This is a genomic window from Halomonas alkalicola, assembly GCF_030704205.1.
In the GTDB taxonomy this organism is placed as follows: domain Bacteria; phylum Pseudomonadota; class Gammaproteobacteria; order Pseudomonadales; family Halomonadaceae; genus Halomonas; species Halomonas alkalicola.
Genome location: NZ_CP131913.1, coordinates 901,550 through 916,029, shown reverse-complemented (window position 1 = coordinate 916,029; position 14,480 = coordinate 901,550). Strand labels below are relative to the sequence as shown.

Below are 14,480 nucleotides of genomic sequence, written 5' to 3'. Positions count from 1 at the left end.
AGGCGATATGACACAGGGACGAACGTCGACATCCGGATTCGGCTGGCCGCTGGCAGTGCGGCCCAGCCCCTCCCTGCTGCTGGTGGCCGCCCTGCTGGTGGCCAGCCTGGTCAGCGCCCTGGCGGTGATCACCACCACCCATCTGACCCGTGAACAGTATGGTCGCCTGCAGCAGCTCGAACGCGAGCAGAACCAGTTGCAGACCGAGTGGGGGCAGCTGCTGCTCGAGGAGAGCGCCTGGTCGTCGCCGGCGCGCATCGAGCGCCTGGCCATGGAGCGCCTGGAGATGCGCCTGCCCGATGTCGACGAGGTCGAGGTGATCCGGCCATGAGCACCGAGGTCCGCGGCGGCGTCTCGCCCCGTCGTCCGCCGCCCATGGCCCCCATGGGGGGGCTGCGCTACGGCCTGATGCTGGCCATCGTGCTACTGGGGCTGGGCCTGCTGGTGGGGCGCATCGTCATCCTCCACGTGGTGGACCGCCCCTTCCTGCAGGGGCAGGGCGACGCCCGCACCCTGCGCACCGACCCGATTCCCGCCCACCGTGGCATGATCAGCGACCGCAACAGCGAACCCCTGGCCATCTCCACGCCGGTGGTCACCCTGTGGGCCAATCCCCAGGATGTCCCGGAGGATCCCATCCAGCGTCTTCAGCTGGCCAGGGCGCTGGGCATGGAGCTCGACGACCTCGACGCGCGCCTGGAGCGCTTCGCCTCCCGGGAGTTCATGTTCCTGCGCCGCCAGCTGACCCCGGAAGCGGCCCAGCGGGTGCTGGACCTGCGCATCCCCGGGGTCTATCGCCAGGACGAGTACAAGCGCTACTACCCGGCGGGGGAGGTGACCGCCCAGCTGCTTGGCGTCACCAATGTCGACGACGTGGGCCAGGAGGGCCTCGAGCTCGCCTACCAGTTCTACCTGGCCGGCGAGCCGGGACAGCGCCGCGTGCTGAAGGACCGTCGCGGGCGCCTGGTGCGCGACCTCGAGGTGCTGCGCGAAGCGCGCCCCGGCGGTGAGCTGACCCTTTCCATCGACCAGCGCCTGCAGTACATGGCCTACCGCGAGCTCAAGGCGGCGGTGGCCGAGCATGACGCCGACGGCGGTGTGGTGGTGATGATGGATGCCCGCACCGGCGAGGTGCTGGCCATGGCCAACCAGCCCTCCTACAACCCCAACAATCGCGCCGGCCTCGATCCCCGCGGCCTGCGCAACCAGGCCATCGTCGACGTCTTCGAGCCCGGCTCGGTGATGAAGCCGCTGGCCATGGCGGCGATCATGGAGAGCGGCCAGTTCCCCCGCGACGTGGTGGTGGACACCTCGCCGGGCTGGATGCGCATCGACCGCTTCACCATCCGCGATATCCGCAACTACGGCCGACTCGACCTGGCGGGCATCCTCGAGAAGTCCTCCAACATCGGCATGTCGAAGCTGGTGCTGGAGCTCGACGACCCCCTGGTGCCGGACCTCTACCGCCGGCTCGGCTTCGGCCAGAGCCCCGAGACCGGCTTTCCCGGCGAGTCCACCGGCACCCTGCCGGCGCCGGTGCGCTGGTCGCGCAGCCAGTGGGCCGCGCTCTCTTATGGCTACGGCCTGTCGACCTCCGCGCTGCAGCTGGCCGGCGCCTACACCGCCATCGCCAACCACGGCGAGCGCCTGCCGCCGTCGCTGCTCAAGCTCCCCGAACCGCCGCCGGGGGAGCCGGTCATCGACCGCGCCGTGGCCCACGACCTGCTGCGCATCATGGAGGAGTCCGTGCAGCCGACCACCGGGGCGCGGCGCGCCATGGTGCCGGGCTACCGGGTGGCCGGGAAGACCGGCACGGTGCGCAAGACCGGTGCCGGCGGCTATGTGCAGAACGCCTATCGCAGCCTCTTCGCCGGTATCGCGCCGGTCTCCGACCCGCGCATCGTCACCGTGGTGATGATCGACCACCCTCGTGGTGACAGCTACTTCGGCGGCGCCGTGGCGGCGCCGGTCTTCTCCCGCGTCGTGGGCAGCGCCCTGCGCCTGCTCGACGTGCCGCCCGACCAGCGCAGCCGCTGAGGCCCCCATGACCCTGAGCCCACTCCCGACCCGACAGCTGCGAGGCGAAACATGCAGGTGACCCCCTCTCGCCTGACGGCGACCCTCCAGCGCCTCTGGCCCGAGGCGCGCCCCTTGCCTGAACTCGCCGTAGCGACCCTCGGGCTCGCGACCGACAGCCGCCGTGCCGGGCCGGGCACGCTGTTCGTGGCGGTGCCCGGGGTGGCCGCCGATGGCCGCGACTTCATCGCGGCGGCGCTGGCAGCCGGGGCCTGTGCGGTGCTCTGCCACTCGGGCGATGAGCGCGCCTGCCCCGACGACCCACGCGTGGTGCCGCTGCCCGGCCTGCGCGAGCGGCTGGGGGAGCTGGGGCGCGAGCTCTTCGCGGTGCCGGACAGCCTGGAGCTGATTGGCGTCACCGGCACCAACGGCAAGAGCTCGGTGACCCACTATATCGCCGAGCTGAGTGAGGCGCTGGGAGTGTCGGCGGGGCTCGTGGGTACCCTGGGGTGCGGGCGCCTGGGTGCGCTGCACGACGGCGGCCTGACCACGCCGGGGCCGCTGGCGCTGCAGGCGGCGCTGGCCGAGCTGGCCGATGCGGGTGTTCGCCGGGTGGCCATGGAGGTCTCCTCCCACGCCCTGGAGCAGGGGCGCCTCGACGGCTGCCGGCTGGCCGCGGCGGTCTTCACCAACCTGACCCGCGACCACCTCGACTATCACGGCAGCATGGCCGCCTACGCCGCGGCCAAGGCCAGGCTCTTTCGCCGTGAGGAGCTGCGCCTTGCCGTGGTCAACGCCGATGACTCCCTGGCCCGGCTGATGCTGGCCGGGCTCCCCGGTGGTCAGGAGGGGCGGGTGCGCGTGCTGGCCACCGGTACCGACGAGGCGGTGACCTTCCGGGTCATCGACTGGCACCCCCACGGCGCCGGCCAGCGGGCGCTGGTGGCGACCCCCGAGGGGGAGCGGGTGTTGGAGACCTCGCTGCTCGGCCGCTTCAACCTGGACAACGTGCTGCTGGCCATCGCCACCCTCTACGGGCTGGGCCACCCCATCGGCGCGCTGTTCGACGCCGCCGCGGGCCTCGCCCCGGTGCCGGGGCGCATGGAGGCGCTGGTGCGCCCCGGCGCTCCTACCGTGGTGATCGACTACGCCCACACCCCCGACGCCCTGGACAACGCCCTGGCCGCCCTGCGCGCCCACCGGCCGGCGGATGGCCGGCTGTGGTGTCTGTTCGGCTGCGGCGGCGACCGCGACCCCGGCAAGCGGGCGCTGATGGCGGCCGCCGCCGAGCGCCATGCCGACCGCCTGGTGGTCACCGACGACAACCCCCGCGGGGAGGATCCGGCCGCGATCCGCGCAGCGGTGCTGGCGGGGCTCTCCGCCGACGCGCGCCGGCAGGCGCTGGAGATCGCCGGGCGTGGCGCGGCGATCGCCCGGGTGCTGGCCGATGCCGATGCCGAGGACCTGGTGCTGATCGCCGGCAAGGGCCACGAGACCTACCAGGAGATCGCCGGCGTGCGTCACCCCTTCTCGGACCTGGTCGAGGCCGAACGCGCACTGGCCGCCCGGGCGCCTGCCGGCGGGGAGGCGACGCCATGAGCCGCTGCGGATTGACCACCCTGGCCGAGGTGGCCGAGGCGCTGGGCCTCGAGGCACCGGCGGCCGACCTGCCCATCGGTGCGATCGTCACCGATACCCGCCGGCTGAGCCCGGGCAGCCTGTTCGTCGCCCTGCGCGGCGAGCGCTTCGATGCCCACGACTTCCTCGACGAGGCCCGGGCGGCCGGCGCCGCGGCGGCGCTGGTCGAGGCCGGCGCCATGGCCGAGAGGGGCGACGTGGAGGGCATGGCGCTGCTCGAGGTGGCCGATACCCGCCTGGCCCTGGGGCTGCTCGGCCGCGCCCGGCGCCGCGCCTGGGGCGGCCCTCTGGTGGTGGTGACCGGCAACAGCGGCAAGACCACCGTCAAGGAGATGCTGGCCGTCATCCTGGCTCGGCGGGGGGCGACGCTGGCCACCCGGGGCAACCTCAACAACGACTTCGGTGCGCCGCTGACCCTGCTCGAGCTCGCCCCCGAGCACCGCCAGGCGGTGGTGGAGCTCGGCGCCAACCACCTCGGAGAGATCGCCTGGACCAGCGTGCTGGCCGAGCCCGGGGTGGCGGTGATCACCAACGTCACCGGCGCCCACGTCGGCGAGTTCGGCGGCATGGGGCGCATCGCCCAGGCCAAGGGCGAGATCCTCGCCGGCCTGCCGACCGACGGCGTGGCGGTGCTCAATCGCGACGACGCCTACTTCGCCACCTGGGCGCGCCTCGCCGCGCCGCGGGAGGTGCGCGACTTCGGCCTCGATCCCCGCGCCCGGGTCACCGCCCGGGCGCTGGCCTGCGATGCCCTGGGGCGCTATGCTTTCACGCTTGTCGCCGACGGGGTCGAGCTGGGCCGCGTGCAGCTGGGCCTGCTCGGGCGCCACAACGTGGCCAATGCCCTGGCCGCGGCGGCGGCGGCGCTGGCCATGGGCCTGGCCCCCGAGGAGGTGGTGGCAGGCCTTGGCGAGGTGGTGCCGATGCCGGGACGGCTCTCCGTCGTGCCGGGCATCAACGGTTCACGCCTGCTGGATGATACCTATAATGCCAACCCCGGCGCGGTGAGGGCGGCACTCGACCTGCTGGTCACGCTGCCCGGCCCCCACTGGTGCCTGCTGGGCGCCATGGGGGAGCTGGGGGAGGCGTCCGAGCGGCTGCACGCCGAGATCGGAGATTACGCACGGAAACTGGGAATCGACTTCCTCGGCACCTGCGGCGAGGCGGCCCGCGCCGCCTCCCATGCCTTCGGCGCAGGCGGGTGCCACTTCCAGGAGCGCGAGGCGCTGGTGCGTCACGCCCTCCACCATCTTCCTCCCGGCGCCAGCGTGCTGGTCAAGGGATCGCGCAGTGCCGCCATGGAGCAGGTGGTGACGGCACTGCGTCAGGATCGATCAAGGTGAACGCGATACATGCTGCTCTATCTGGCTGAGTTCCTGGCGCAATACTTCAGCGCCTTCAACGTCTTCAACTACCTGACCCTGCGCATGATCCTGGGCACCATCACCGCCCTCGGGCTCTGCCTGTGGCTGGGGCCGGTGATGATCCGCCGCCTGGTCGAGCGCCAGATCGGGCAGGCGGTGCGCGACGACGGCCCCCAGTCACACCTCTCCAAGGCCGGCACGCCCACCATGGGCGGGGCCATGATCCTGATGGCCATCGCCGTCAGTACCCTGCTGTGGGGCGATCTCGGCAACCACTACGTCTGGATCGTGCTGGGCGTGACCCTGGGCTTCGGGGCCATCGGCTGGGTCGACGACTATCGCAAGGTGGTGGAGAAGAACCCCCGCGGCCTGCCCGCGCGCTGGAAGTACCTGTGGCAGTCGGTGGTCGGCCTGGCCGCCGCGGTGCTGCTCTACGCCACCGCGGCCTCGCCGGTGGAGACCAGCCTGATCGTGCCGCTGTTCAAGGACGTGGTGGTGCCGATGGGGGTGTTCTTCATCGTGCTGACCTACTTCGTGATCGTCGGCAGCTCCAACGCGGTGAACCTCACCGACGGCCTCGACGGCCTGGCGATCATGCCCACCGTGCTGGTGGCCATGGGGCTGGCGGTGTTCGCCTACGCCACCGGCAATGCGGTGTTCGCCAACTACCTGCAGATCCCCTTCATTCCCGGGGCCGGGGAGCTGGCCGTCTTCTGCGCCACCATCGCCGGCGCGGGGCTCGGCTTCCTGTGGTTCAACACCTACCCCGCCCAGGTCTTCATGGGGGACGTGGGGGCCCTGGCGCTGGGGGCGGCGCGCTGGGCGTGTGGGGCGGTGATCGTGCGCCAGGAGATCGTGCTCTTCATCATGGGCGGCATCTTCGTGATGGAGACCATCTCGGTGATCCTGCAGGTGGGCTCCTACAAGCTCACCGGCCGGCGCATCTTCCGCATGGCCCCGCTGCACCATCACTATGAGCTCAAGGGCTGGCCCGAGCCGCGGGTCATCGTGCGTTTCTGGATCATCACCGTGGTGCTGGTGCTCATCGGCCTGGCCACCCTCAAGGTGCGCTGAGCGAGGCCCTCCACGCGGGCAAGGAGCAGGATATGGTCAAGGTGCCGACAGGCGTCACCCTGGTGGTCGGGCTCGGGATCTCGGGGCGCGCCATCTGTCGCCATCTGGAGCGCCAGCGGGTGCCCTACATGGTGGCCGACACCCGTGCCGTGCCGCCGGGCATCGACGACTTTCATGCCGCCCACCCCGGCGTGGCCATCCACTGCGGCCCGCTGACCGCCCTCGACCTCTCCGAGGTGGAGGAGGTGGTGGTGAGCCCCGGCATCGACCCGCGCACCCCGGGCCTCGACGTCCTGGACGGGCGCCTCCGCGAGGCCACCGGCGAGCCGCTGGTGATCGGCGAGATCGCGCTCTTCGTGCGCGCCGCCCGGGCGCCCATCGCGGCCATCACCGGCTCCAACGCCAAGTCCACCGTGACCACCCTGGTGGGGGAGATGGCCGTCGAGGCCGGTCGTCGCGTGGCGGTGGGGGGCAACCTGGGCACCCCGGCCCTGGACCTGCTCGCCGACGAGCCCGATGCCGATTTCTACGTGCTGGAGCTCTCCAGCTTCCAGCTCGAGACCACACCCAGGCTCGGTGCCGAGAGTGCGGCCTTTCTCAACCTCTCCGAGGATCACCTGGACCGCCACGGCGACATGGCCGGCTATCGGGCCGCCAAGCTCGGCATCTTCCGCGGGGCGCGTCACGGGGTGGTCAACGCCGAGGACCCCAACACCTGGCCGGAGCAGCGGCTGCCCTTTCAGGACAGCTTTACCACCCGCCCACCCGAGGCCGGCGAGTGGGGCATCGGCCGCCACCGGGATGCCGACTGGCTGATGCATGGCGACACGCCGCTGATGCCCGCCGCCGAGGTGCGCCTGGCCGGTCGCCACAACCAGGCCAATGCCCTGGCCGCGCTCGCCATGGGGCGCCGGCTGGGCCTGCCCATGGAGCCGATGTGCCGGGTGCTGCGGCGCTTTCCGGGGTTGCCCCATCGTGGCGAGGTGGTGGCCGAGGTGGGCGGCGTGCGCTGGATCAACGACTCCAAGGGCACCAACGTGGGGGCCACCCTGGCCGCCATCGCCGGGCTCGGCCCGACCCTGGCGGGCCGCCTGATCCTGCTGGCCGGCGGCGTCGGCAAGGGGGCCGACTTCGCCCCCCTGGCCGAGCCCCTGGCCCGCCATGGCCGCGAGGCGATCCTCTTCGGCCTCGATGCCGAGCGCCTGGCGCGCGCCTTGCGCGGGCGGCTGCCGCTGACCGAGGTGGAGGACCTGGCCGCGGCCATGGCCCGGGCCGCCGAGATCGCCGAGCCCGGCGACTGCGTGCTGCTCTCGCCGGCCTGCGCGAGCCTCGACCAGTTCGCCAACTACCAGGAGCGGGGCGAGGTGTTTCGGCGCTGGGTGCGCCGCCACCTGGCCGAGGAGGAGGCATGAAGCGCGCGCCCCGGTTCGCCCGGCTCTCCCGGCTCCGCGAGCGGCTCTCCACCCGCGACCAGCCCTTCGACGGCTGGCTGCTGATCGCGACCCTGTCGCTGATGCTGATCGGCTGGGTGATGGTGACCTCGGCGTCATCGGAGGTGGCGGCGAGCCTGACCGGCAATCCCTGGTACTTCAGCATCCGTCACGGCCTCTTCCTGGTGATGGCGCTGGCCGCGGCCGCCTTCGTGCTGCGCATTCCCCTGGGGTGGTGGAAGGTCAACGGTCCGCTGCTGCTGCTGGTGGGCATCGCCCTGCTGGTGCTGGTGCTGCTGGTGGGGCGCGAGATCAACGGCAGCAAGCGCTGGATCTCGATCCCCGGGGTGCCCTTCAACCTGCAGGCCTCCGAGGTCGCCAAGCTCTGCCTGATCGCCTACATGGCTGGCTACCTGGAGCGCTTCCTGCCCCAGGTGCGCCGGCAGTGGGGCGCCTTCCTGCGTCCGCTGCTGATCCTGGCCATCATCGGCGTGCTGCTGATCCTCGAGCCGGACTACGGTGCCGTGGTGGTGATGACCGGCTGCGTGATGGGCATGCTGCTGATGGCCGGGGCCCCCTGGGGGCGCTTCCTGCTGCTGGCGCTGCTGGTCGCGGCCGGCGGGGCCCTGCTCGCCATCGCCGAGCCCTATCGCCTGGCGCGCCTGGCCAGCTTCGCCGACCCCTGGGCGGACCAGTTTGCCAGCGGCTACCAGCTGACCCAGGCGCTGATCGCCTTCGGCCGCGGCAGCTGGCTGGGCATGGGGCTCGGCAACAGCGTCCAGAAGCTCTTCTACCTGCCCGAGGCCCACACCGATTTCGTCTTCGCGGTGCTCGCCGAGGAGCTCGGCCTGTTCGGCGCCGTGGGGGTGGTGGGGCTCTTCGCGCTGCTGATCTGGCGGGCCATGGCGGTGGGCCGCCGTGCCGAGCTGGCCCAGCTGCCCTTCGCCGCCTACCTCAGCTACGGCATCGCCCTGGTGATCGGTGCCCAGGCCTTTATCAATATCGCCGTGAGCAGCGGCATGCTGCCCACCAAGGGACTGACCCTGCCGCTGCTCAGCTACGGTGGGTCGAGCCTGCTGGTCAGCGCGGTGATGATGGCGCTGCTGCTGCGGGCCGACATCGAGACGCGCCAGGCCCAGCGGCGGGCGAGCCCCGCGGCGCCCAGGGGGAATGGGCGCCGGGAGCCCTCCCTGGCACCGTCGGGTTCCGCTTCCACGCCACTCTCTCAACGACAAGGAGTCGCCAAGTGAGCATGCGACCGGGACGCCGCGTCCTGATCATGTCCGGAGGCACCGGCGGCCACGTCATTCCCGCCCTCTCCCTGGCCCGGGGCCTGGACGCCGAGGGGGTAGAGGTGGCCTGGCTGGGCAGCCCCCGCGGCATCGAGAACCGCCTGGTGCCGGAGGCCGGCATTCCCCTGCATCGCATCGCGGTGTCGGGGTTGCGCGGCAACGGTGCCGCCGGCTGGCTGCTGGCCCCGTTCAACCTGACCCGCGCCGTGTGGCAGGCGTGGCGGGTGATCCGTGCCTTCGACCCCCAGCTGGTGGTGGGCCTTGGCGGCTTCGCCAGCGGTCCCGGCGGCCTGGCCGCCTGGCTGGCGCGCCGCCCCCTGGTGATCCACGAGCAGAACGCCGTGGCCGGACTTACCAACCGCGCGCTGTCACGACTGGCGCGGCGCGTCTACGCCGCCTTTCCCCAGGCCTTCGGCGCCCGCGGCGAGGTGATCGGCAACCCGGTGCGCGAGGAGATCGCTGCCCTGGGCGAGTCACCCCGCCCGGCCGCGGCGATGCGTGGCCGGCGCCTGCGCCTGCTGGTGGTGGGCGGCTCGCTGGGGGCCCAGGCGCTCAACGAGCGCCTCCCCCAGGCCCTGGCTCGCCTGCCGGAGGGCGAGCGACCCGAGGTGCGCCACCAGGCGGGACGCGACAAGGACGCTGCCACCCGCGAGGCCTACGCCCGCGAGGGCGTGAGCGCCGAGGTGACGCCCTTCATCGATGACATGGCCGAGGCCTACGGCTGGGCCGACCTGGTGGTCTGCCGGGCGGGCGCCCTGACGGTGGCGGAGCTGGCCGCCGCGGCCAGGCCGGCGCTCTTCGTGCCCTTTCCCTTCGCTGTGGACGATCATCAGACCGCCAACGCCCGAGCGCTGGTGGAGGAGGGGGCCGCCGAGCTGCTGCCCCAGACCGACCTCACGGCGGCGACGCTGGCCGATCGGCTGGCGGCGCTGCTCGATCCCGATACCCTTGCCACCATGGCCGTGCGAGCGAGGGCCTGCGCGCACCTCGATGCCGTCGAGCGCCTGGTGGCCGGCTGCATGGAGACAGGTTTTGAGCGATAGCACGTCACGGCCGGTTCCCGGCCAGTCCGTCCCCCCCGAGCGGGGCCTTGGCATGCGCCGGATCCGGCACATCCATTTCGTGGGCATCGGCGGCGCCGGCATGTGCGGCATCGCCGAGGTCCTGGCCAACCAGGGCTATACGGTCAGCGGCAGCGACCTGAAGGCGTCGACGGTGGTGGCGCGGCTGCGCCAGTGCGGCATCACGGTGGCCATCGGCCACGATGCCGACCACGTAGTCGGCGCCGATGTCGTGGTGGTCTCCACCGCGGTGGACGAAGCCAACCCCGAGATCGTCTGGGCCCGGGAGCACCGGGTGCCGGTGGTGCGCCGCGCCGAGATGCTCGCCGAGCTGATGCGTTTCCGCCACGGCATCGCCGTGGCCGGGACCCACGGAAAGACCACCACGACGAGCCTCACCGCGACCCTGCTCGGCGAGGGGGGGCTCGACCCCACCTTCGTGATCGGCGGGCGGCTGACCAGCGCCGGCACCAATGCCCGGCTGGGGGAGGGCGATTACCTGGTGGCCGAGGCGGACGAGTCCGACGCCTCCTTCCTGCACCTGCAGCCCATGGTCTCCATCGTCACCAACATCGATGCCGACCACATGGCCACCTACGGCGGCGACTTCGAGAAGCTCAAGACCACCTTCCTCGAGTTCCTGCACAACCTGCCGTTCTATGGCCTGGCGATCCTGTGCAACGACGATGACAACGTGCGCGGCCTGCTCGACCGGGTGCATCGCCAGTTCATCACCTACGGCTTCAGCGAGGACGCCGACTACCGCATCGCCGACTTCGCCCAGCAGGCCGGCGAGATCCGCTTCACCGCCCATCGCCCCGGCGGGCTGGCGCCGCTCGCCGTTCGGCTGGCCATGCCCGGCCGCCACAACGCCCTGAACGCCCTGGCGGCCATCGCCGTGGCCACCGATGCCGGGGTCGACGACGACGCCATCCTGCGCGGCCTGGCCGGCTTCCAGGGGGTGGGACGTCGCTTCCAGGTGCAGGGGCATTTCCCGGCGCCGGGCGGCGAGGGCGAGGTGATGCTGGTGGACGACTACGGCCACCACCCTCGCGAGGTGGAGATGGTGATCCGGGCGGTACGCGCCGGCTGGCCCGAGCGGCGCCTGGTGATGCTCTACCAGCCCCACCGCTACTCGCGCACCCGTGACCTCTATGAGGACTTCGTGCGGGTGCTCTCCGGCGTCGATACCCTGCTGCTGCTGGACGTCTACAGCGCCGGCGAGGCGCCGATTCCCGGCGCCGAGGGGCGCACCCTGGCCGGTTCCATCCGCCAGCGCGGTGAGGTGGACCCGATCTTCGTCCAGGAGAAGGGCGAACTGCCTGGTCTGCTGGCCCGGGTGCTGCGCCCGGACGACATCCTGATCACCCAGGGCGCCGGCGACGTGGGTGGCATCTCCCTGGCCCTGGCCGAGGCGGCCCTTGAGCTCGACGAGGTGACCCTATGAGCCTGGTGAACGACCTGGGCCGCGTGGCCGTGATCTACGGCGGCAGCTCCGCCGAGCGGGAGGTCTCGCTGAAGAGCGGGGCGGCGGTGCTGGCGGCGCTCACCCGCGCCGGCGTGAATGCCATCGGCTACGACCCTGCCGACGGCGGGCTGGTGGGGCTCGAGGCCCTGGCCCCGGACCGCGTCTTCATCGCCCTGCACGGCCGCGGCGGCGAGGACGGCACCCTGCAGGGGGCGCTGGAGCTGCTCGGTATTCCCTATACCGGCAGCGGCGTGCTCGCCTCGGCCCTGGGCATGGACAAGCAGCGCACCAAGCTGGTGTGGCAGGCACTCGGCCTGCCCACGCCGGAGTCGGTGATGCTGGAGACCGACGCCGACTGGTCGGCGGTGGTGGCGCGCCTCGGCCTGCCGCTGATCGTCAAGCCGGTGCATGAGGGCTCGACGCTGGGCATCAGCATCGTCGAGAGCGCCGAGGCCCTGGCGGCGGCCTACCACGAGGCGGCCCGCTTCGACGCCCGGGTGATGGCCGAGCGCTTCATCAAGGGCGACGAGTATACGGTGTCGCTGCTTGGCGACGAGGTGCTGCCGGCGATCCGCGTCGAGGTGCCCGGGGGCTTCTACGACTACGAGGCCAAGTACCTCTCCGACGAGACGCGCTACCACCTGCCCTGCGGGCTCGGCGATGCCGAGGAGGCCGAGCTCGGCGAGCTCTGCCGTCGCGCTTTCGAGGCGGTCGGCGCCGAGGGGTGGGGGCGCGTCGACGTGATGCGCGACGTCGAGGGGCGCTTCTGGCTGATCGAGGTCAACACCTCGCCGGGCATGACCGACCACAGCCTGGTGCCCCAGGCCGCGGCGCATGCCGGTATCGACTTCGAGGCCCTGGTGCTGCGCATCCTGGCCACCACCCTGGAGGCGAAGCGGGCATGACGCGTCGCGGTGGCCTGCTCGGGGTGGTGCTGCTGCTGGTGCTGTTCGGCGCCGGCGGTCGGGCCCTGTGGCTGTGGCTCGACCGGCCCATCGAGCGGGTCTCCATCGCCGGCGAGTTCACCCACGTCAGCGCCGACTACCTGCGCGACGAGCTGGCGCCGCTGATCCGCGGCCGCACCTGGCTGTCGGTCAACGTGGCCGAACTGCGCGAGGAGGCGCTGGCCATCGACTGGCTCTCCGAGGTGCGGGTCACTCGGGAGTGGCCCAATGCGCTGACCTTCGAGCTGGTCGAGCAGATTCCGGTGGCACGCTGGAACGACGACTACCTGCTCAATCCCGAGGGCGAGCCCTTCGCCTTCGGCCCGGTGTCGCCGCCCGGCGACCTGCCGGATCTCGCCGGTCCCGCCGGCAGCGGGGCGGAGGTGCTGGCCTACCACGAACGGCTGGCCACCCGCTTCGGCGCCATGGGCCTCGAGCTCTCCCAGCTGCGCCTGGAGCCCCGCGGCGCCTGGCGCTTCCAGCTGGACGATGGGGTCTGGGTGATGCTCGGTCGCAACGACCGCGAGGCGCGGCTGGGCAGGCTCTCCGCGGCCTGGCAGCGGCAGCTCGGCTCCCAGGCGTCGCATATCCGCTACATCGACCTGCGATACCCCAACGGCGTGGCCGTTGCCTGGCACGGTGAATCCGACCCCGCCGAGGATGATGAGTCGGCCGAGGGCTGAGACCATTTTCTCCGCAAAGGCGCATGTTCGAGGGACTGCGCCTGTTTCTTTTGGGGCAAAATCACCGTATCGTGAAAGGTGAATTTTTCTGTGGGGTGGAGGATCAACCCGAGTTGTTCCTATAATTGCCCCCAGGTTCATTTTCCGTGTTGCAGGCCCCGAAGCGGGCCAGGTTCTAGGAGAGTTCCCGACTCATGGCAGGTCCTTCCAATGCGTCCAATATGGTAGTCGGGCTGGATATCGGAACGTCCAAGGTCGTGGCGATCGTGGGTCAGCCCACCGACGATGGCGGCATCGAGATCGCCGGTATCGGCTCGCACCCCTCCCGCGGCATGAAGAAAGGGGTGGTGATCAACATCGAATCCACGGTGCTCTCCATCCAACGCGCCGTGGAGGAGGCCGAGCTGATGGCCGGCTGTGATATCCACTCGGTCTATGTCGGCGTCGCCGGCAGCCATATCAGCTCCATGAATTCCGATGGCGTGGTGGCGATCAAGGAGCGCGAGGTCACCCCCTCCGACATCGATCGCGTCATCGACTCCGCCCGGGCCCGGGCCATCTCCGAGGGCCAGCGCGTCCTCCATGTGCTGCCCCAGGAGTTCTCCATTGACACCCAGGGCGGCATCCGCGAGCCGCTGGGCATGTCCGGGGTGCGCCTGGAGGCCCGGGTGCACCTGGTCACGGCGGCACTGAACGCCGTGCAGAATATCGAGAAGTGCGTGCGCCGCTGCGGCCTCGAGGTCGATGCCATCATCCTCGAGCAGCTCGCCTCGAGCATGGCGGTGCTCACCGAGGACGAGCGGGAGCTGGGCGTCTGCATGGTGGACATCGGCGGTGGCACCACCGATATCGCCGTGTTCACCGAGGGGGCGATTCGCCACACGGCGGTGATCCCCATTGCCGGGGACCAGGTCACCAACGACATCGCCATGGCCCTGCGCACCCCGACCCAGCACGCCGAGGAGATTAAGGTCAAGTACGCCTGCGCGTTGACCCAGCTGGCCGCCAGCGACGAGCTGATCAAGGTGCCCAGCGTCGGCGACCGCCCGGCCAGGGACCTCTCCCGCCAGGCGCTGGCCGAGGTGGTGGAGCCGCGCTACGAGGAACTCTTCACCCTGGTGCGCGACGAACTGCGCCGCAGCGGCTACGAGGACCTGGTGGCCGCCGGGGTGGTGCTGACCGGGGGCACCGCGCGCATGGAAGGGGTGGTGGAGCTCGCCGAGGAGATCTTCCACATGCCGGTGCGCATCGCCTGCCCGCAGAACGTGCGGGGCCTGGCCGATGTGGTCCGCAACCCGATTTATTCGACCGGAGTCGGTTTGCTACATTACGCCCTGCAGGAAAATCGGCAGGGGCATGGTCGACAGACACAGGGCAGCTTGGTGCCGGTTCAGGCGCGGCGTGAGGACGCCGGCCGGCGCGGCTTCAGGGAAAGCATACCGGCGCTGGCAAGGTTCAAGGGCTGGTTGAAAGGAAATTTCTGACAGGGTCGCCATGGCGACCCAGGAGA

At 71.3% G+C, this 14,480-nt stretch carries 12 protein-coding genes; all 12 read left to right on the top strand.

Annotation, left to right across the window (positions count from 1 at the left end; all coding sequences use genetic code 11):
* The first annotated feature begins 7 nt into the window (after positions 1 to 7).
* The 12 genes from ftsL (at position 8) to ftsA (ending at position 14,454) form a co-directional block, all read left to right on the top strand.
* Positions 8 to 331 carry a cell division protein FtsL gene (gene ftsL / locus B6N23_RS04375; RefSeq protein ID WP_169957902.1) on the top strand — a complete coding sequence of 108 codons (324 nt, stop codon included), beginning with the start codon at positions 8 to 10 and terminating at the stop codon, positions 329 to 331.
* Complete coding sequence (locus B6N23_RS04370; protein ID WP_305502222.1) at positions 328 to 2,037, top strand: peptidoglycan D,D-transpeptidase FtsI family protein; 1,710 nt, start codon at positions 328 to 330, stop codon at positions 2,035 to 2,037. Before ftsL ends, B6N23_RS04370 begins: the two co-directional genes overlap by 4 nt.
* A gap of 51 nt (positions 2,038 to 2,088) precedes the next feature.
* Positions 2,089 to 3,615, top strand: a complete 1,527-nt coding sequence (locus tag B6N23_RS04365) for a UDP-N-acetylmuramoyl-L-alanyl-D-glutamate--2,6-diaminopimelate ligase (protein ID WP_305502220.1) — start codon at positions 2,089 to 2,091, stop codon at positions 3,613 to 3,615.
* The gene (locus tag B6N23_RS04360) at positions 3,612 to 4,997 is read left to right on the top strand and encodes a UDP-N-acetylmuramoyl-tripeptide--D-alanyl-D-alanine ligase (protein ID WP_169957905.1); all 1,386 of its coding nucleotides are present in this window, start codon (positions 3,612 to 3,614) and stop codon (positions 4,995 to 4,997) included. Before B6N23_RS04365 ends, B6N23_RS04360 begins: the two co-directional genes overlap by 4 nt.
* Before the next feature lie 9 nt (positions 4,998 to 5,006).
* Positions 5,007 to 6,092, top strand: coding sequence for a phospho-N-acetylmuramoyl-pentapeptide-transferase (gene mraY, locus B6N23_RS04355; RefSeq protein ID WP_305502215.1), 1,086 nt, complete (start codon positions 5,007 to 5,009; stop codon positions 6,090 to 6,092).
* Positions 6,093 to 6,124: 32 nt separating this feature from the next.
* Positions 6,125 to 7,504 carry a UDP-N-acetylmuramoyl-L-alanine--D-glutamate ligase gene (murD, locus tag B6N23_RS04350; RefSeq protein WP_169957907.1) on the top strand — a complete coding sequence of 460 codons (1,380 nt, stop codon included), beginning with the start codon at positions 6,125 to 6,127 and terminating at the stop codon, positions 7,502 to 7,504.
* On the top strand, positions 7,501 to 8,772 hold the full coding sequence (ftsW, locus tag B6N23_RS04345; protein WP_305502212.1) for a putative lipid II flippase FtsW: 1,272 nt from the start codon (positions 7,501 to 7,503) through the stop codon (positions 8,770 to 8,772). Before murD ends, ftsW begins: the two co-directional genes overlap by 4 nt.
* Positions 8,773 to 8,774: 2 nt before the next feature.
* A complete protein-coding gene (murG, locus tag B6N23_RS04340) occupies positions 8,775 to 9,857 on the top strand; it encodes an undecaprenyldiphospho-muramoylpentapeptide beta-N-acetylglucosaminyltransferase (RefSeq protein ID WP_305503950.1) in 1,083 nt (360 codons plus the stop codon).
* 52 nt (positions 9,858 to 9,909) lie between these two features.
* The gene (gene murC / locus B6N23_RS04335; RefSeq protein WP_305502209.1) at positions 9,910 to 11,322 is read left to right on the top strand and encodes a UDP-N-acetylmuramate--L-alanine ligase; all 1,413 of its coding nucleotides are present in this window, start codon (positions 9,910 to 9,912) and stop codon (positions 11,320 to 11,322) included.
* Positions 11,319 to 12,248, top strand: coding sequence for a D-alanine--D-alanine ligase (locus B6N23_RS04330; RefSeq protein WP_305502203.1), 930 nt, complete (start codon positions 11,319 to 11,321; stop codon positions 12,246 to 12,248). The genes murC and B6N23_RS04330 overlap by 4 nt, the downstream gene beginning before the upstream one ends.
* Positions 12,245 to 12,970 carry a cell division protein FtsQ/DivIB gene (locus B6N23_RS04325; protein WP_302141953.1) on the top strand — a complete coding sequence of 242 codons (726 nt, stop codon included), beginning with the start codon at positions 12,245 to 12,247 and terminating at the stop codon, positions 12,968 to 12,970. Before B6N23_RS04330 ends, B6N23_RS04325 begins: the two co-directional genes overlap by 4 nt.
* 194 nt (positions 12,971 to 13,164) lie before the next feature.
* The gene (ftsA, locus tag B6N23_RS04320; protein WP_119020824.1) at positions 13,165 to 14,454 is read left to right on the top strand and encodes a cell division protein FtsA; all 1,290 of its coding nucleotides are present in this window, start codon (positions 13,165 to 13,167) and stop codon (positions 14,452 to 14,454) included.
* Positions 14,455 to 14,480 lie beyond the last annotated feature (26 nt).

Bases quoted from the DNA above. Each gene is read 5' to 3' on its own strand.
- murD (WP_169957907.1), top strand. From the start codon at position 6,125: ATGGTCAAGGTGCCGACAGGCGTCACCCTGGTGGTCGGGCTCGGGATC.
- ftsL (WP_169957902.1), top strand. From the start codon at position 8: ATGACACAGGGACGAACGTCGACATCCGGATTCGGCTGGCCGCTGGCA.
- B6N23_RS04370 (WP_305502222.1), top strand. From the start codon at position 328: ATGAGCACCGAGGTCCGCGGCGGCGTCTCGCCCCGTCGTCCGCCGCCC.
- ftsA (WP_119020824.1), top strand. From the start codon at position 13,165: ATGGCAGGTCCTTCCAATGCGTCCAATATGGTAGTCGGGCTGGATATC.
- B6N23_RS04365 (WP_305502220.1), top strand. From the start codon at position 2,089: ATGCAGGTGACCCCCTCTCGCCTGACGGCGACCCTCCAGCGCCTCTGG.
- murC (WP_305502209.1), top strand. From the start codon at position 9,910: ATGCGCCGGATCCGGCACATCCATTTCGTGGGCATCGGCGGCGCCGGC.
- ftsW (WP_305502212.1), top strand. From the start codon at position 7,501: ATGAAGCGCGCGCCCCGGTTCGCCCGGCTCTCCCGGCTCCGCGAGCGG.
- B6N23_RS04325 (WP_302141953.1), top strand. From the start codon at position 12,245: ATGACGCGTCGCGGTGGCCTGCTCGGGGTGGTGCTGCTGCTGGTGCTG.
- murG (WP_305503950.1), top strand. From the start codon at position 8,775: ATGCGACCGGGACGCCGCGTCCTGATCATGTCCGGAGGCACCGGCGGC.
- mraY (WP_305502215.1), top strand. From the start codon at position 5,007: ATGCTGCTCTATCTGGCTGAGTTCCTGGCGCAATACTTCAGCGCCTTC.
- B6N23_RS04360 (WP_169957905.1), top strand. From the start codon at position 3,612: ATGAGCCGCTGCGGATTGACCACCCTGGCCGAGGTGGCCGAGGCGCTG.
- B6N23_RS04330 (WP_305502203.1), top strand. From the start codon at position 11,319: ATGAGCCTGGTGAACGACCTGGGCCGCGTGGCCGTGATCTACGGCGGC.